Consider the following 18,205-nt stretch of genomic DNA (forward strand, 5'->3'; position numbering starts at 1 on the left):
AGTGATTCACTTGAGGTTTTTTGTTTATTTTTCTGCTTCTATAGTATTATTTAAGCTATTCTTTTGATTTTTTTGACGCTCTTTTTCTTCGTCAGATAATTTATCTTCAAGATTCTTTTTCACATCATTCAGCATATCTTTGAATTTTTCGGGCTGCATCATATAATATTTGTAGCTCTCAGAAAATTGATGAAACGTGATATCATAACTTTTCATAATATCTACGGCATCTTTTGCTAAATCTATACTTTGATCTTGGTTTTGAGTAGGAAACATCTGTAGACCTTGTTGACTAATGTATAAATCTGTAAGAATATCAATCATTTCAGATTGATTGATGAGATCTTTTGGTTTGTCGTAATTTTTTGGTGCGCAACTAAAAATACTCAAAAAAATCAGTGATAAAAAGATTATGTTTTTCATAATTTACCAAATATTTTTCTTAATCGTAACGAAATTACACCAAAAACGGCTTCTCCAATAATATCAGAACTAATTTTTGATTCGCCTAAAGTTCTGTCTGTAAAAATAATAGGAACTTCTTTTAGCTTAAATTTCTTAATCCACGTTTTATACTTCATTTCAATCTGAAAACCATAACCTTTGAATTGTATTTTATCCAAATCCAAAGATTTCAACACGTTTGCTTTATAACCAACAAAACCTGCTGTAGCGTCATGTACAGGTAATCGCGTGATGATGCTCACATATTTCGACGCAAAATATGACAATAAAACTCTGTTCATTGGCCAATTCACAACATTTACACCGTTAGAATAGCGTGAGCCAATTGCTAAATCGGCACCATCTGCTAAGGCTTGGTATAAGCGAGGTAAATCATTTGGATTGTGTGAAAAATCGGCATCCATTTCGAAAATATATTCGTAATTATTTGCCAAAGCCCATTTAAATCCATGTACATAAGCGCGTCCTAAACCATCTTTTGTGGTACGAATTTCTAAATGCAAACGTCCATTAAATTCAGGAATCAAACGTTTTACAATATCATTCGTTCCATCTGGAGAACTGTCGTCAACAATAAGCACATCAAATGCTCCGTCAACAGCCAAAGCTGCACGAATAATGGCTTCTATGTTTTCTTTTTCGTTGTAGGTCGGGATAATAACTAATTTGTCCGACATAAATATTATTTTGTGGGCATAAAGATAGTTATAAGATTGTTAGTCTTTTGTATTTTTGAAAAAATTATGAAAACAAACGATTTAATCTCGATAGGAAAAAATACACTTGGCAATGACACTGTTCTTATTGCTTTGACGGTGTGTTTGTTATTGGTTTGTGCAGCAAAATACTTGTTTGCGAAAAATTTCAAAACGCTAGATAATAAAACCGAATACATGAGTTTTACGGATGATAATACGACGTTATTTAGTTTTATTGTTAATGGTGTGACGGTTTTGCTGATAAGTTTGTTGTTGGTTTCGTATTTTGATATTACATATAATCATATTCCAAATTTTAAGTTTTATTATCTTTCACGTGTCGGAATTACCTTTGGTGTAATTAGTTTGATAATGCTTTTTAGGTTGATGATTGAGGTAATTTTTTATCGTGTTTTCTACGAATCTAGTTCTGTTTCATATTTTATGAAAAGTTCGAGTTTTGTCAATGCAAAAAATGTTTTACTCTTACTTATTATTTGTTTTTTGTTTTTTTACACACAAATTAACAAAGATTACTTGATGGTGATTGGCTTTATTTTGTTGTTTTTGAATAGAATATTCGAAATTTATCATATATACGCAAAACAAATAAGTGACAATAAATCAGTTTGGTATTATAATATTTTGTACCTTTGCACCCTAGAAATTTTACCTATAATGGTATTAGCAAAACTATTAATTGTAGGTAAAGTAATCTAAAATTACTATGAAAGTTAAATCAATATTAGTATCTCAACCTAAGCCTCAGGCAGAAAACTCGCCATACTACGAGATTGAAAAAAGAAATAAAATCAAAATTGATTTTAGACCATTTATCCAAGTTGTCGGAATAGACGCTAAAGAAGTAAGACAACAAAAAATTGACTTTAGCAAAGTGACTGCTGTAATTTTTACAAGTAGAAACGCTATTGATCATTTTTTCCGTTTAGCAGAAGAAATGCGCTTTACTGTTCCTGACTCTATGAAATATTTTTGCGAATCAGAAGCAATTGCATTCTATTTACAGAAATACATTGTTTACAGAAAACGTAAAATTTATATTGGAGAAAAAGTTTTTGCGGATATGGTGCCTTTATTTAAAAAGCACAAAGACGAAAACTTTTTATTACCAGCATCTGATGTTTTAAAACCAAATGTTCCTACTTTACTAGATAGTTTAGGATTAACTTGGCAAAAAGCAACTTTGTTTAGAACTGTTTCGAGTGATTTATCTGATTTGTCTGATGTAAAATACGATATTTTAGTATTTTTTACACCTTCAGGAATCAAATCATTATTCGAAAATTTCCCAGATTTCGTGCAAGAAAATACAAGAATTGCCGTTTTCGGAAAATCGACAGTAGATCAAGCAAAAGAGATGGGATTACGTGTAGACATTGAGGTGCCAACACCACAAACGCCTTCAATGACAATGGCGTTAGATAAATACGTGAAAGAAGCAAATAAATCAAAATAATATTCGCTTTACCCTTCTCTCTAATTAAAAAATTTATGTAAATTAAAGAGATGGAAAAAAGATGGGAAATAAAAGAACAGCCCAATACTGAAGTTGTTAAGGATTTAAGAGAATCGCTTAACATTTCTGAGGTGCTTGCTATTTTATTAGCCCAACGTGGAATTACGAATTTTGCGCAAGCCAAATCGTATTTTAATCCATCCTTAGACGAATTGCATGATCCTTTTTTGATGAAAGGAATGTGTGATGCGGTTTCACGTATCAAAAATGCAATTGATGACGAAGAAAATATCTTAATATTTGGAGACTACGATGTAGATGGAACAACAGCCGTAACTTTGTTTTACGAATTTCTGACTTCTATCTACTCGAAAGTCTTTTTTTATATTCCTGACCGAAATAACGAAGGTTATGGAATTTCTCAACAAAGTATAGAATTCGCTGTACAAAATAATATTTCACTTGTAATTGCTTTAGATTGTGGAATTAAAGCGCACGAAGAAATAAAATATGCCCAATCAAAAGGCATCGATTATATTATTTGTGATCACCATTTACCAGATCGTTCTGTGCCTAAAGCGTACGCTGTTTTAGATCCAAAACAAAAAGGTTGTCGTTATCCTTACAAAGATTTGAGCGGTTGTGGCGTTGGGTTTAAATTGGTGCAAGCTTATACAGAGAAATTCAATCTTCCAAAAGAAAATCTTTTACCACTTTTAGATTTAGTTGCAGTAAGTATTGCGGCTGATATTGTTCCGATTACAGGAGAAAATCGTGTGCTGGCTTATGCTGGCTTGAAACGATTAAATTCAGATCCTCGTTTGGCTTTTCAGCAATTAATTCCGACTAATATTAAAAATAATGTCAATATTTCGAATGTTGTTTTTTCTATTGCACCAAAAATTAATGCTGCAGGTCGTATAAAACATGGTTCGGAAGCGGTTCGTTTTATGTTGAGTACTGATGAAGAGGATTGTCGTAAATATTTGAATGATATTAATTCATTAAATAACGAGCGCAAAACCTTGGATCTTGATATGACGCATGATGCACTTTTTCAATTGGATCAAATCAATACCAAAGAAAAATATTCGACCATTGTTTACGATGCGTCTTGGAATAAAGGTGTAATCGGAATTGTAGCTTCTCGTTTGGTCGATTTGTATTATAAACCAACTATTGTTTGTACGAAGAATAATGAAGGTGAAATTGTAGGTTCGGCTCGCTCTATTCAAGAGTTCGATATACATTCGGCAATCGAAAAAAACAAAGATTTGTTAACACAGTTTGGTGGACATATGGCTGCTGCTGGTTTAGCAATGAAAGAAGAAAATTTTGAAGAATTCAAGATTAGATTCGATCAAACAGTGAAAGAAATGTCGAATGGAAAACATTTTACGCCATCAATTTTGATCGATAAAGAAATTTCTTTTAATGATATGACGCGTTCTTTCTTGGAATCGGTGATGCGAATGGCGCCTTTTGGACCAGATAATATGAATCCTGTTTTTATTTCGAAGGATTTATTAGCAACAGATTTCCGATTAGTTGGTAAAGAACATGCGCGTTTATACGTACATCAGCGCGATACACGTATTACGTTTCCTGCAATTGGCTTCAAATTAGGAAAATTTGGACCAAAATTAGAGAAAGGACAATCATTTGATATGGTGTACACAATCGGAATGAATTATTGGCAAGGAAAAGGAACTTGGCAATTGAATATAAAAGATATTCGTTTCAACGATTAATGATTTCCTTCTACAATCAAAACCATTTCACCTTTCAAATTTCTTTTTTCGGCTATTTCGGCTAATTCAGTTAATGTTCCGCGTAAAGTTTCTTCGAATTTTTTCGAGATTTCACGTGATAAACTTGCTTTGCGTTCAGTTCCAAAAGCTTCGGCTAAATCTTTTAAAGTACGTCCAATTTTATGTGGAGATTCGTAGAAAATCATCGTTTTCTTTTCTTCTAACAATGAATCTAATTTAGATTTTCTTCCTTTTTTTACAGGTAAAAATCCAACAAAAGTGAATTCGTTATTTGGTAATCCAGAAACAACTAATGCAGGAACAAAAGCGGTTGCGCCTGGTAAACATTCGATTACAATATTATTTGCCACACATTCTTTGGCTAACAAATAACCTGGGTCAGAAATACCTGGAGTTCCGGCATCTGTAATAATTGAAATGATTTGTCCATCTTTTAACTGACGAATAATATCCTCAGTTGCTTGATGCTCATTGTGCATATGATAGCTACGCATTGGAGTAGAAATTTCGAAATGTTTCAGTAAAATACCACTATTTCGCGTGTCTTCTGCCAAAATAACATCTGATTCTTTTAGCACATCAACCGCTCTAAATGTCATATCTCCCAAATTTCCGATTGGCGTCGGAACCAAATATAATTTTCCACTCATGCGACAAAGTTACAAAGTAATTTCAAAAGAAAAAGCCAGCAAATTAGCTGGCTTCATATATTATTTCAAAATATCTGCTAAATCTGCAATATCTTCAGCCGAAACTTTGTCTAAAATTTTGTCTAAATCTGTTCTTGGAATATCTAATTTAGAATCGATAACCAATACATTTCGCAAACCGTTAATTCCAAAAATCATTTTCTTAACTCGTCCGCCATCTTCTTGTAATGAAATGTTCAAACGGCTATCTTTCGCTTTGAATTTTACTAAGTTTTCGTATTTTTCACCACGCATAGACGATTGCAAATCGTTCATGATTCTTTTTTGTTTTCCTTGTCCAGCATCTGAAACAACAAAAACTTTAGCCGATTTTAAATAATTAAATAAATCTGTTCCGCCAGCTTTTCCAGCTAATTTCAACGCAAAAGAAGGTAAAGGAATTACAGTAGATTGATTGTGATATTTTGTGTAGAATTCTTGCATATTTTTTGTTGTACCGCAAGATTGCAATGTTAACAATACTGCTATAAAAGATAAACCGATTATTTTTTTCATTGTTGTTGTGTTTATAAATTAGAGAAAGAATAACAACTCTCGTACCGAAAATTATTAATTTTTAGGATTGTTGAATTTTTAGGTAAGAAAAAATTATTTCCAATATTGAAGAATCATCTAAACCAATCATTTGTTCTAATTCAGAAATCGAAGCATGTTCGATAAATTCGTCTGGATATCCATTAATTGTGATATTCCCTTTGTAATGAATAGAATTTAAAAATTCTAAAATTCCACTTCCAAAACCTCCTTTTTTTATTCCATCTTCAAAAGTTAGAATGGTAGAATATTTTAGTGAAATAGCTTTTAAGCGAGATTCATCCAAAGGTTTGATGAATGGAAAATCAATCAAAGCAACTTTTTCTTGAAGATTATTTTGGATGATAATTTCCTCAATTCGAGAACTAATTAATCCAGTTGAAAGAATCGCTAATTTATTTCCTTCAAAAATAATTTCAGATTGACCGATTTCTATTTTTTCGACTTTAGAATCACTTATTTGGATATTATTTTTTGGATAACGAATCGCAAAAGGTTGAGTTGTAAACTGCGCTGTGTACAATAAATTTTTGAAATCTTTTTCGTTTCGAGGCGAAGACACAATCATATTCGGAATTTCGCGCAAATACGCAATATCAAAATAACCATGATGCGTTGCGCCATCTGTACCAACGAATCCTGCACGATCAATACAAAATACAACAGGCAGATTCTGTAACGCTACATCGTGAATGACTTGGTCGTACGCACGTTGTAAAAATGTCGAATAAATCACACAATACGGAATGGTATTTTGCGTCGCCAAACCAGCTGCAAACGTCACCGCATGTTGCTCAGCAATTCCGACATCAAAAACACGTTCAGGAAAATCTTGATGACATTTTACCAAATTACTTCCTGTTAACATCGCAGGTGTTATTGCAACGATTTGTGAATTTTCTTCAAGTAATTGATGCATGGTTTCACCAAAAACATCTTGATACGATTTTTCTTTTTTCTTCGATTTTATTTCGCCCGTTTCTTTATCAAACAAACCTGGAGCATGCCATTTTACTTGATCGATTTCGGCTTGTTCGTAACCTTTTCCTTTTATTGTTTTGATGTGTAAAACTTTCGGACCTTTGATTGAATCAGTTTTATTGAAAGCATTCAATAATTCATCAAAATTGTGTCCATCAATTGTTCCAATAAAATTTAAACCGAAATTGGTAAAGATATTTTCGGATTGATTTTCTAATGATTTAAAATGTTTTTTCAAACCACCAACCGAAGGATCAATTCCGATATCATTATCATTCAAAATCACTAAAACATCCAAATCTGTCGATCCAAGATGATTTAATGCTTCTAAACTCATTCCAGAAGTAATCGATGCATCACCAATAATTGCAATGTGTTTTCTATTGATTTGATTAATTTTATCCGCAGTTGCCATCCCAACAATTGCTGAAATAGAGGTAGAAGAATGTCCCGTTCCAAATGTATCAAACTCACTTTCTATACGTGTAGGAAAACCGGAAATACCATCTTTTTGACGAAGTGAATCGAAAATTTTTTGACGACCTGTCAAAATTTTATGTGGATAACATTGATGACCTACATCCCAAATTAACAAATCCTTAGGTGTATTGTAGTGATAATGTAATGCAATCGTTAATTCAATCACACCCAAACTAGCACCTAAATGTCCTGGTTTTACACTCAAAGTATCCAAAATAAACTCGCGCATCTCGTGAGCTAAAGCAGTTAATTGAGACGCTTCAAAAGTCCTAAGTTCCTTAGGATGATTGATTTTTGAAAGTAGATTATCCATTATTCTTTTACAAAATTACATTTTTCTGAGGAATTTTCCGTACCTTTGCATGTTACAAAATTTAATGTAACATGTTCCAAATAGGAAAAACCCTTGTATCTGAAGAACTACTAAATAAAGATTTTGTTTGTAATCTGAACAAATGTAAAGGGATTTGTTGTGTAGAAGGTGACGCAGGAGCGCCTTTGAATGATGACGAACTAACTGTATTAGACGATATTTATGAAGATGTAAAACCTTATTTGCGTCCCGAAGGAATTGCGGTGATTGAGCAAGAAGGTAAGTACACAATGGATACTGATGGCGATTGGGTAACTCCATTAGTCAATAATCGCGAATGTGCTTATTTAGTTTTCGAAGAAAATGGTTTTTCAAAATGTGGAATTGAAAAAGCATACGAAGACGGAAAAGTCGATTACAAAAAACCGATTTCTTGTCATTTGTATCCAGTTCGTGTTAAGGAATATTCAAATTTCACTTCTGTTAACTATGATGTATGGGATATCTGCTCGGATGCTTGTACCTTAGGAAAAGAATTGAAAGTGAATGTTGCAACATTTGCAAAAGATTCGTTAGTCCGAAAATTTGGACAAGAATGGTACGATGAATTAATGGCCATTCAACAAGAATTAAACAACCAAAAAAAGTAAAAAAAATTATTATGTCAATAACAAGAGCAAGAAGATCTACTGACGCTATTGAAAGATTATATATCTCTATGCGTCATTTATTTCATAGAGGAGTGTACCGTCCATCTGGTGCACCTGGAAAAATATTAAGAAATTTATTATTCGAAATTAATCCAGAAATCTACGGATCAATGACAGATCCAAACAAAGTAGAATTAAGTGGATTAATGTATGTTTTAGATCGTTTACCAGAAGGAATCGTAGAAACGCCTTATGTGTCTTTTACATCTGACGAAGGCTATGATCGTTCTATTTTCACGCCAATTATTCCTGCAAAACGTCGTCGTTTTTGTTATAGAATTGATGATGATCAAATGAATATCGAAATTTCTCGCGGTCGTTCTGATATTTATGATGTGTTGACGCACTTAACGTTTTTATACAATGAGGCGGATAAAATCAGAAATAGAGCATTCAGTAACGAAACACTTTCTAAAAGTAGAGCGTGGGAATTTATTGAAAATGTTGTATTCAATGAAGTTGAAATTTCTCGAAAAGAACGTGAAGTTGCTTTGATGCATTTATCAACTATTTTAGGAAGAACGTTTGAAGAAACACAAGAAATTCATCATTATTTCAGTAAAGCAGACGATAAAGATTATTTTTTCCGTGTAGTTTATTGGATGGGTTACACAAGTCAACAAGATCGTATCGGAACTAAGAAACGTGAAATTACATTTACATCAACTTTACGTGAATCGATAGGTCACCATATGATTGGAGAAAAATGGGCGAATGAAATCAAACGTGTATTATTCGAAAATAATCTTCAAGATAAAAACATTCATATCATTTCTGCTAATATGCACAGTGTTTCGAACATGTTGTATGCATATGATGGATTGAAAAGAAAATACAAAAATGATGGAGTAGAAATTTACGAAGATTTGAGTGCGGCAAACAACAAAATGTTGCGCGATTCGTTAAATGAATACACTCAACAAAATGGTTTAGTTTATATCAAAGATCAATCAGGAACAAATATCGATGTTCAAATTATTGATTTATCGAAAGTAAACATTGCCAATTCTGCGTTTTCTTATGCAAAAGATAAGAACAATGAGGTGATTATTGTGATGGATTATGCTTTTGGTGAGCAAGCATTTGAAGCGATGGATGAGTTGTTGAAACCATACAAAGTTGGAGATGTAAAATTCAAAATGAATGTAAAATCTGTTGCGATTATGGGTAAAGCCGGAATTTTAGAAGGAAATAAAGGTGATATTATGATTGCTACAGCGCATGTTTTCGAAGGAACTACAGATAATTATGTTTTTGATAACGAATTAACTGCTGCAGATTTCGAAGGTCAAGGTTTAGGTGTTTACGAAGGACCAATGATTTCGGTTTTAGGAACATCGTTGCAAAATAAAGACGTTTTAGAATATTTCAAAAATTCGTCTTTCCAAGCGATTGGATTAGAAATGGAAGGTGCGCATTACCAAAAAGCAATTCAGGTTGCATCAAAAATTAGACATCATATTGATAGAGATGTCAAAGTAATGTATGCATATTACGCTTCAGATAATCCGTTAGAAACAGGAAGTACATTGGCTTCTGGTGGTTTAGGATTAACAGGTGTAAAACCAACATATCTAATCACACAAAAGATATTAGAAAAAATTATTAAATAAATTCAATGAAGAATTTTTCCATTTTAGGCTACGGTCATATTGGACGTGTACATCAACAAGCGATAGAGGAAACGGAAAACGCGCAATTAATTTCGGTGATTGATTTCAATTTACCAGAAGATTTGCCTTTCAAAGGTTATTCAACACTTGAAAGTTTTCTGAATGAAGATCAAGAAACGGATGTTGTTGTGATTGCTACGCCAAATGGTTTACACCGCGAACATGCGATTCGTTGTTTAAAAGCTGGGAAAAATGTTTTGATTGAAAAACCAATTGCATTAACAGTAGAAGATGCAAAAGAAATATTGAAAGTTGCGGAAGAGAAAAATCTTAGAGTTTTTACGTCGATGCAACTTCGTTTTTCTCCAGTTGTGCAATATGTAAAGAATTTGATTGACAATAATTCGTTAGGAAAAGTTTTCATGGTGAATATTAATTGCTATTGGAATCGTAATAAGAATTATTATAAGTTGCGTGAATGGCACGGAAACCAAGAAATGGACGGAGGTGTTTTATTTACTCAATTTTCACATTTTGTTGATATCATGAATTTTTGGTTTGATGAGGTAATTTGTACAAATTCAAAAAGTTTCAATTTTACGCATCAAGAAGTGACAGAATTTGATGATTCGGGTTGTGTTGATTTTACTGCTGATGGAGCAATCGGACATATGATTTATACAACATCAGTTTTCAATAAAAATTTCGAAAGTAATATCACGCTTATTGCTGAAAAAGGAACAATTAAGATTGGAGATCAATATCTTAATCAAATGATTTATTCTGATTTAAAAAATGTGTGTTGTTCAAACAAAATTTCTACTGAACAAAAGAATTTTCATCCCAACGCCATTGCTGAAATTTCTGATGCGTTAATCCGTCATAATGAATCTTTGTTAGATGGAAAATATGCTGTAAATTTAGTCAAGTTTATTTCGGATGCGAATCATTTGGCAACAGAAAATAAACAAGAACTTAAAACAGAGAACTATGAAATTTCACACTCGTAAATGGGTAAAACCGGAAGATCTTAATCCAAATAAAACACTTTTTGGAGGAAAGCTTTTGGCTTGGATTGATGAAGAAGCGGCGTTATATAGCATTGTGCAATTAGAAAATTCGCATGTTGTAACCAAATATATGTCTGAAATCAACTTTATGGCTTCGGCTCGTGAAGGTGATATTGTGGAAATAGGAATTGAGGTGGTGAAATTTGGAACAACTTCATTGGTTTTACAATGTGAAGTACGTAACAAAATGACGCATGAAACCATTATTACTGTCGATCGAATTACGATGGTTAATTTAGACGCAGAAGGAAAACCTAAACCGCACGGGAAGACACAAATAGAATATGTGGTGGATCGTTTAGCTGGGAAAGGTTAAAAAATTATATCAATAAAAAAGTCGAAACATTGTTTCGACTTTTTTATTTTATTCTGCTATAAATAACGATTTCAATTCGTGTGCGTCAGCAGGATTCATTCTTCCCGCCAAAATCAAACTTAATTGTTTACGACGCAAAGCAGCTTCATAACGTTCGATTTCTTGTTCAGATTCTGGAATTAATTCAGGAACTTGAACAGGTTTATTGTCATTATCAACGGCTACAAATGTGTAAATACCGCTATTTGTTTGGTTATAAACACAATTTTCATAATCGTAAACGTAAACATCAACATAAACTTCCATCGAAGAATTAAATGCGCGAGTTACCTTAGATTCTAACTTCACCGTACTTCCCATCGGAATCGGAATGTTAAACGCAACGTGATTGACACTTGCTGTTACAACCAAAAAACTTCCACCATGCATTTTCGCAGAAATAGAAGAAATTCTGTCCATAGAAGCCAATAATTCGCCTCCGAACATGTTTCCTAAATTGTTGGTTTCATTCGGTAAAACCAAGTTTGTCATTACTGCTAACGACTCTTTTGCTGTTTTTGCTTTCGCCATAAACTTTTGTTTGTTGGATGCAAATTTCAACAAAATATTCGAGTTTTGAAACAGTTATTATCGTTGTGTTAAGTGTTTGTAATTGAGTTTTTTATTAAATCAATAAAATTTTATAGTTAAAAAATGTTAATATAGATTATTGTATTATTTCAAGTCTTACATTTGAACAGAATTATGAAAATGTTTATCACATACTTGCTATCTGCTTTGTTTCTGCTATTTTTTGCGGAAACTAAAGTGTTTGCGGGTACTCAACATTTTCAAGGAAATTTAACTTCACAGACGGTTGTTAATGATAATACACATATTTATCACGCAAGTAAAATTGTTGAGACGAAATTTTCTAAAACTTCAAATTCAAATCAATTTCAAGAATTTAATCCAAGTATCGAAACGATTGATGATGATTTTCAGACATCAAACAAAATCGATTTAGAAACTTGTATCAAACTATTAAGTGTCGTTCTGGTTTTAAACTTTATAATTCAAGGTTTAAGAAAGAAACACATCTTCTACAATAAAACCATCAAATTTTCGAGTTGTAAGTACATTTTGTTACGTACAATTAGAATTTGATTGATTTCTTAAATTTAATAATTACACTAAAAATTAGTGTTCAGTCCATGAATAGCTGAATGTTAGCCAATTTTTGTATGTAATATTTTTTGGTAAAACTACTTCTGCCAAGAAATCCATTTAATCAAATTTTACATTTAATAGTTAGAAGAATTATGAAAAGAGTCGCATTATTTGTTGCTCTGAGTACTGTATTGTTGACAACAAGTTGTTCATCAAAAAAACAGGAAAAAGAAGAAGTGAAAGATTATCCAATCACAACGCCAATCAAAATGGATACGATTGTAGATAAGGATTATGTTGCCCAAATTCAGTCGGTACGAAACATCGAAATTCGTGCGCAAGAAAAAGGTTATTTACAAAAAGTTTTTGTGGATGAAGGTCAACATGTACAAGCTGGTCAATTGTTGTTTCGCATTATGCCTTCGATGTATCAAGCCGAATATTTGAAATCAAAAGCTGAGGTAAAAGAGGCGCAAATTGAGTTGCAAAATTCAGCAACTTTGGCTGATAACAATGTCGTTTCTAAGAACGAAAAAGCTATTGCGCAAGCACGATTAGAAAAATCGAAAGCAGAAATGCAATTGGCTCAATTACATTTATCATTTACAGATATTCGTGCGCCATTTTCTGGAGTTATTGATAGAATTCCTATGAAATTGGGAAGCTTGATTGATGAAGGAATGTTATTAACAAATTTGTCTGATAACTCATCAATGTTTGCTTATTTCAACGTTTCTGAGCCAGAATATTTAGATTATCAAACAAATAGTCAAGATAGAGCGAGTAAACAAGTTTCGTTGATTATGGCAAATAATAAACCTTTACCAGAAAAAGGTTTGGTAGAAACGATAGAAGGAGAGTTTAACAACGAAACAGGAAATATTGCGTTTCGTGCACGTTTTGCAAATCCAAATCATTTGTTGAGAAATGGTGAAACGGGGAAAGTAAAAATGACGGTTCCGTTACATGATGCTTTATTAATTCCACAAAAAGCAACTTACGAAATTCAAGATAAAACCTATGTTTTTGTAGTCGATAAAAATGGTGTTGTGAAATCAAGAAATATCACGATTGGTTTAGAAATGCCTGATGTTTATGTGGTAGAAAGCGGACTTTCGGAGAAAGATAATATTTTGTTAGAGGGTGTTCAGAAAGTGAAAGATGATGATAAAATCAAAACGAAATTTATTGCACCTAGAAAAGTTCTTTCATCGTTAAAATTAAAATCAAACTAATCTAAAAAAATCAAAGTTATGTTTGATAAATTTATTCGAAGACCCGTTCTTTCGATTGTCATTTCGTTGATTATAGTTTTTTTAGGAATTCTATCATTAGTCAAATTACCTGTAACGCAATTCCCATCAATTTCGCCTCCAAAGGTGAATATTACAGCGGAATATCCCGGTGCGAATAACGAATTATTGATCAAGTCGGTTGTAATTCCATTAGAACGTGCGCTAAATGGTGTTCCTGGAATGAAATATATTACATCTGATGCTGGTAATGACGGTGAAGCGTCTATTCAAGTGATATTTGATTTAGGAACTGATCCCAATATTGCAGCTGTAAATGTGCAAAACCGAGTTTCTTCAGTTGTAAATAAACTTCCGCCTTTGGTAGTTCGCGAAGGTGTGAAAATCACACGCGAAGAATCAAACATGTTGATGTACATTAACTTGTACAGTAATGATCCAAAAGCTGATCAACAATTTTTATATAATTATGCAGATATCAATATTTTATCTGAGTTAAAACGTATTAATGGAGTTGGAGATGCAGATATTTTAGGAAACAGAGAATATGCGATGCGTGTATGGTTGAAACCAGATCGTATGCAAGCGTATAATATTTCTGCGGATGATGTGATGAAAGCATTGGATGAACAAAGTATTGAAGCTTCGCCTGGTAAAACTGGAGAAAGTTCTGGAAAACGTTCAGAAGCTTTTGAATATGTGTTAAAATATTCAGGTCGATATAACACAAAAGAACAATATGGAAATATCATTTTAAGAGCAAATCCTGATGGAGAAATATTGCGTTTAAAAGATGTTGCTAATATAGAATTCGGAAGTTCGATGTATGACATTTACTCAACATTGAACGGAAAACCTTCTGCCGCAATTGTGATAAAACAATCGTATGGAAGTAATGCCAGTGAAGTCATCAAAAACATCAAAGCATTAATGGCAGATTTGAAAGAAAATAATTTGCCAAAAGGAATGGATTACGAGATTTCATATGACGTTTCGAAATTCTTAGATGCTTCGATGGAAAAAGTGGTACACACACTTTTTGAAGCTTTCGTTTTAGTTGGTATTGTGGTGTTTTTATTCTTAGGAGATTGGCGTTCTACATTGATTCCTGCGTTGGCTGTTCCTGTTTCTTTGATCGGAACTTTTGCGTTGATGAGTTTCTTTGGAATTACATTAAACTTGATTTCCCTTTTTGCTTTAGTTATGGCGATTGGAGTTGTCGTCGATGATGCGATTGTGGTGATAGAGGCTGTCCATGCCAAGATGGAAGAGAAAAATCTCTCGCCTTTACGTGCGACGGAAGAAGCAATGCGCGAAATTAGTGGAGCAATTATCGCAATTACATTTGTAATGGCAGCTGTGTTTATTCCAGTTGCGTTTATGTCTGGACCTGTTGGTATTTTTTATCGTCAATTTTCGATTACGATGGCGACATCAATTATTTTATCAGGGATTGTAGCCTTAACGCTTACACCAGCTTTGTGTGCAATGATTTTGAAAAATAATCATGATCAACCAAGAAAGAAAACAATGTTAAATAAATTTTTGTTGAAGTTTAATAATTTGTTTAACAAAGGATCTTTTAAATATGAAAAAGTTTTAACTAAAACAGTTAACAAGCGAACTGTTACGTTCGGAATTTTACTAGCATTTTGTGCTGGAGTTTTCTTCTTGAATAATAGTTTGCCTTCTGGATTTATTCCAAACGAAGATCAAGGAATGTTTTATGCGATTATTCAAACACCTCCAGGTTCTACGTTAGAAAGAACAAATGAAGTTTCTCAAAAATTACAAAAAATAGCAGAAGGAATTGATGGCGTTTCATCAGTTTCGTCATTGGCAGGTTATGAGATTTTGACAGAAGGTACAGGAGCAAACTCTGGAACTTGTTTGATTAACTTGAAAAGTTGGGACGAACGTTCTAAATCTGCTGAAGAAATCATCAAAGAATTAGAAGAAAAAGCTGGAAATATTAATGGTGCGAATATCGAATATTTTCAACCACCATCTGTTCCTGGATATGGTGCTGCAGGAGGTTTCGAATTGAGATTGTTGGATAAAGCAGGTAGTGGAGATTATCATAAAATGGAAGAAGTGAGCCGTGATTTTGTAAAAGAATTAACTCGTCGTCCAGAATTGAGTTCTGTATTTACATTTTATAGTGCTTCGTTTCCTCAATATGTCTTGAAAATTGACAATGATATTGCCGAACAAAAAGGAGTTTCGATCGAAAATGCGATGGATAATTTATCAACATTAGTTGGTTCTAATTACGAAACAAGTTTCATCAAATTTGACCGACCTTATAAAGTGATGGTACAAGCTTCGCCAGAATATCGTGCGCTACCAGAAGATTTATTGAAATTATATGTGAAAAATGATCAAGGTGAAATGGTTCCGTATTCAGCTTTCATGAAAATTGAAAAAGTGTATGGATTATCAGAAATTACGCGTCACAATATGTATAATGCAGCAGAAATTAGTGGTACGCCAGCTCCTGGTTATAGTAGTGGACAAGCGATAGCAGCGATTAATGAAGTAGCTAAAAATACATTGCCTCGTGGTTTTGGAATTGATTGGGCAGGAATTTCGAAAGATGAGGTTTCTCGTGGAAATGAAGCGGTGATTATTTTCGCCATTTGTTTAATTTTCGTTTATATGATTTTAGCAGCTCAATACGAAAGTTTCATTTTGCCTTTACCTGTTATCATTTCATTACCAACAGGGATTTTCGGAGCATTTTTCTTCTTGAAATTATTAGGATTAGAAAATAATATTTATGCACAAGTTGCAATGGTGATGTTGATTGGACTTCTCGGTAAAAATGCGGTGTTGATTATTGAGTTTGCTGTGCAGAAACATAACGAAGGTTTATCAATTGTAAAATCAGCGATTGAAGGTGCAGGTGTTCGTTTCCGTCCAATTTTGATGACATCATTTGCGTTTATTGCAGGTCTTATTCCGTTGGTTATTGCTTCTGGTCCGGGAGCAGTAGGAAATAGAACAATTGGTACTGCTGCTGCGGGCGGAATGTTGTTCGGAACTATTTTCGGGTTGTTTATTGTGCCCGGTTTATATGTTGCGTTTGGCGCCTTGGCGGATAAAATGCAATTGGTGAAATACGAAGATGAGAATCCTTTAACAGAAGAAATCACGGAAGATGAATAAAAATAGTTTAAAAAATATAATTGCAATAAGTCTTTTTGGAACAATGATTTGGAGCTGTAAAGCTCCTGCGGTAAGCAAAGAGATAGAAAATCATCAAGCACCAAAAATTCCAGAAGCTTATGAAAATGTGCAAAATGATGATGCACCAAGTTCTGGATTAACGCCTTGGAAGCAATTTTTTACTGATCCAAATTTGGTTGTTTTGATTGAAGAAGCGTTAAAAAATAACCAAGAATTGATGATCACACTTCAAGAAATTGAGATTTCTAAAAATGAAGTGTTGTACAAAAACGGAAAATTATCTCCTACGGTAGCTGCAACTGCTGGAGTTGGTGTGGAGAAAGTTGGTCGTTACACAAGTCAAGGTGCTGGTGATGCCTCGACTGAGATAAAACCTGGGAAAGAAATGCCTGATCCTTTGATGGATTATGCGATTGGGTTGAGTGCTGATTGGGAAGTTGATATTTGGAAAAAATTACGTAATTCGAAAGACGCTTCGATTGCGCGATATTTATCAACGGTGGAAGGAAAGAATTTTGTTTTGACAAATTTGATTTCTGAAATCGCTTCGTCTTATTATGAATTATTGTCTTTGGACGGCCAATTAGATTTAATTCATCGAAATATTGAGTTGCAAAAAGAATCACTGCGTGTGGTGAAAATTCAGAAAGAAGCAGCGCGTGAAACTGAATTAGCGGTGAAAAAATTTGAAGCAGAATTATTAAAATCTGAAAGTGAAGAGTTTAATATTAAACAAGATATTACAGAAACTGAGAATAGAATTAATGCATTATTGGGAAGATATCCGCAAACGATAAAACGTGATGGTTCTTCATTTATGGATTTGATTCCGCAAACAATGCATGCAGGAATTCCGTCTGAATTATTATCGAATCGTCCTGATATCAAGCAAGCAGAACTAGAATTGAAAGCTTCTGCATTGGATGTAAAAGTGGCTCGTGCAGAGTTTTATCCGTCACTTAATATTTCTGCGGCTTTAGGATTAAATGCTTTCAAACCTTCTTATTTGGTAAAAATGCCAGAGTCAATTCTATACTCATTGGCAGGAGAATTAGCTGCGCCTTTAATTAATAAAAGTGCGATAAAAGCGGAGTTTAATACAGCAAATGCTCATCAAATACAAGCGTTGTACGAATATGATAAAACAATTTTAAATGCTTATTTAGAAGTGTCAAATCAAATGTCGAAGATTAATAATTTAGAACAAAGTTATTCTTACAAAGACAAACAAGCGAAAGCACTTGTAGAATCTATTGATATTGCGAATCAGTTGTTCAAAAATAATCGAGCAGATTATTTAGAAGTGTTAACAACTCAACGTGATTTATTGGATGCAAGAATGGAATTAATCGAAACAAAAGAAAAACAATTAAGTACAGTTGTCGCTATTTACAAAAGTTTAGGCGGAGGCTGGAAGTAGTTTTCATATTCATTCTAACAAAGAAATAAGCTGCCTTTTGGGCAGCTTATTTCGA

At 33.3% G+C, this 18,205-nt stretch carries 17 protein-coding genes; 11 read left to right on the forward strand and 6 right to left on the reverse strand.

The window, feature by feature from the left end; all coding sequences use genetic code 11:
* Window positions 1–24: 24 nt before the first annotated feature.
* Both FH779_RS00785 and FH779_RS00790 read right to left on the reverse strand, forming a co-directional pair.
* A complete protein-coding gene (locus tag FH779_RS00785) occupies window positions 25–423 on the reverse strand; it encodes a DUF4296 domain-containing protein (RefSeq protein WP_180905710.1) in 399 nt (132 codons plus the stop codon).
* Window positions 420–1,142, reverse strand: coding sequence for a polyprenol monophosphomannose synthase (locus FH779_RS00790; RefSeq protein WP_180905711.1), 723 nt, complete (start codon window positions 1,140–1,142; stop codon window positions 420–422). The genes FH779_RS00785 and FH779_RS00790 overlap by 4 nt, the downstream gene beginning before the upstream one ends.
* Window positions 1,143–1,208: 66 nt before the next feature.
* Here FH779_RS00790 and FH779_RS00795 point away from each other — a divergent pair, with 66 nt between their 5' ends.
* From FH779_RS00795 to recJ, 3 genes are read left to right on the forward strand one after another with little or no spacing between them, the layout of a single operon-like run.
* A complete protein-coding gene (locus FH779_RS00795; RefSeq protein ID WP_180905712.1) occupies window positions 1,209–1,883 on the forward strand; it encodes a DUF4271 domain-containing protein in 675 nt (224 codons plus the stop codon).
* A gap of 7 nt (window positions 1,884–1,890) precedes the next feature.
* Complete coding sequence (locus FH779_RS00800; RefSeq protein ID WP_019974792.1) at window positions 1,891–2,640, forward strand: uroporphyrinogen-III synthase; 750 nt, start codon at window positions 1,891–1,893, stop codon at window positions 2,638–2,640.
* Window positions 2,641–2,690: 50 nt separating this feature from the next.
* Window positions 2,691–4,391, forward strand: a complete 1,701-nt coding sequence (recJ, locus tag FH779_RS00805) for a single-stranded-DNA-specific exonuclease RecJ (protein WP_180905713.1) — start codon at window positions 2,691–2,693, stop codon at window positions 4,389–4,391.
* Here recJ and rsmI read toward each other — a convergent pair.
* The 3 genes from rsmI to FH779_RS00820 all read right to left on the reverse strand — a co-directional run bounded on the left by rsmI (window position 4,388) and on the right by FH779_RS00820 (window position 7,430).
* Window positions 4,388–5,062, reverse strand: coding sequence for a 16S rRNA (cytidine(1402)-2'-O)-methyltransferase (gene rsmI / locus FH779_RS00810; RefSeq protein ID WP_180905714.1), 675 nt, complete (start codon window positions 5,060–5,062; stop codon window positions 4,388–4,390). The two genes, recJ and rsmI, sit on opposite strands and share 4 nt — an antisense overlap.
* A gap of 60 nt (window positions 5,063–5,122) precedes the next feature.
* Window positions 5,123–5,617 (reverse strand): DUF4252 domain-containing protein, encoded by a 495-nt coding sequence (locus tag FH779_RS00815; protein WP_180905715.1) that lies wholly within the window; start codon window positions 5,615–5,617, stop codon window positions 5,123–5,125.
* 61 nt (window positions 5,618–5,678) lie between these two features.
* Window positions 5,679–7,430, reverse strand: coding sequence for a 1-deoxy-D-xylulose-5-phosphate synthase (locus tag FH779_RS00820; protein WP_180905716.1), 1,752 nt, complete (start codon window positions 7,428–7,430; stop codon window positions 5,679–5,681).
* Between the two features lie 71 nt (window positions 7,431–7,501).
* Here FH779_RS00820 and FH779_RS00825 point away from each other — a divergent pair, with 71 nt between their 5' ends.
* From FH779_RS00825 to FH779_RS00840, 4 genes are read left to right on the forward strand one after another with little or no spacing between them, the layout of a single operon-like run.
* A complete protein-coding gene (locus FH779_RS00825; RefSeq protein ID WP_180905717.1) occupies window positions 7,502–8,080 on the forward strand; it encodes a DUF3109 family protein in 579 nt (192 codons plus the stop codon).
* 11 nt (window positions 8,081–8,091) lie between these two features.
* Entirely contained in the window at window positions 8,092–9,753 is a 1,662-nt protein-coding gene (locus FH779_RS00830) for a DUF6909 family protein (RefSeq protein WP_038336750.1), read from the forward strand.
* Between the two features lie 5 nt (window positions 9,754–9,758).
* Window positions 9,759–10,763, forward strand: a complete 1,005-nt coding sequence (locus tag FH779_RS00835; protein ID WP_180905718.1) for a Gfo/Idh/MocA family protein — start codon at window positions 9,759–9,761, stop codon at window positions 10,761–10,763.
* Window positions 10,744–11,139, forward strand: a complete 396-nt coding sequence (locus FH779_RS00840) for an acyl-CoA thioesterase (protein WP_038336752.1) — start codon at window positions 10,744–10,746, stop codon at window positions 11,137–11,139. The genes FH779_RS00835 and FH779_RS00840 overlap by 20 nt, the downstream gene beginning before the upstream one ends.
* A 48-nt stretch (window positions 11,140–11,187) precedes the next feature.
* Here the strand turns inward: FH779_RS00840 and FH779_RS00845 are convergent, their stop codons facing one another.
* Window positions 11,188–11,709: an acyl-CoA thioesterase gene (locus tag FH779_RS00845; RefSeq protein WP_180905719.1), complete on the reverse strand. Its 522-nt coding sequence runs from the start codon at window positions 11,707–11,709 to the stop codon at window positions 11,188–11,190.
* A 180-nt stretch (window positions 11,710–11,889) separates the two neighbouring features.
* Here FH779_RS00845 and FH779_RS00850 point away from each other — a divergent pair, with 180 nt between their 5' ends.
* The 4 genes from FH779_RS00850 (at window position 11,890) to FH779_RS00865 (ending at window position 18,150) form a co-directional block, all read left to right on the forward strand.
* Window positions 11,890–12,285, forward strand: a complete 396-nt coding sequence (locus tag FH779_RS00850) for a hypothetical protein (RefSeq protein ID WP_180905720.1) — start codon at window positions 11,890–11,892, stop codon at window positions 12,283–12,285.
* Window positions 12,286–12,440: 155 nt separating this feature from the next.
* Window positions 12,441–13,523, forward strand: coding sequence for an efflux RND transporter periplasmic adaptor subunit (locus FH779_RS00855; RefSeq protein ID WP_114998167.1), 1,083 nt, complete (start codon window positions 12,441–12,443; stop codon window positions 13,521–13,523).
* Window positions 13,524–13,541: 18 nt separating this feature from the next.
* Entirely contained in the window at window positions 13,542–16,709 is a 3,168-nt protein-coding gene (locus FH779_RS00860) for an efflux RND transporter permease subunit (RefSeq protein ID WP_180905721.1), read from the forward strand.
* Entirely contained in the window at window positions 16,702–18,150 is a 1,449-nt protein-coding gene (locus FH779_RS00865) for a TolC family protein (RefSeq protein ID WP_180905722.1), read from the forward strand. Before FH779_RS00860 ends, FH779_RS00865 begins: the two co-directional genes overlap by 8 nt.
* Window positions 18,151–18,205: the final 55 nt, after the last annotated feature.

The organism is Empedobacter falsenii (genome assembly GCF_013488205.1).
GTDB lineage: Bacteria > Bacteroidota > Bacteroidia > Flavobacteriales > Weeksellaceae > Empedobacter > Empedobacter falsenii_C.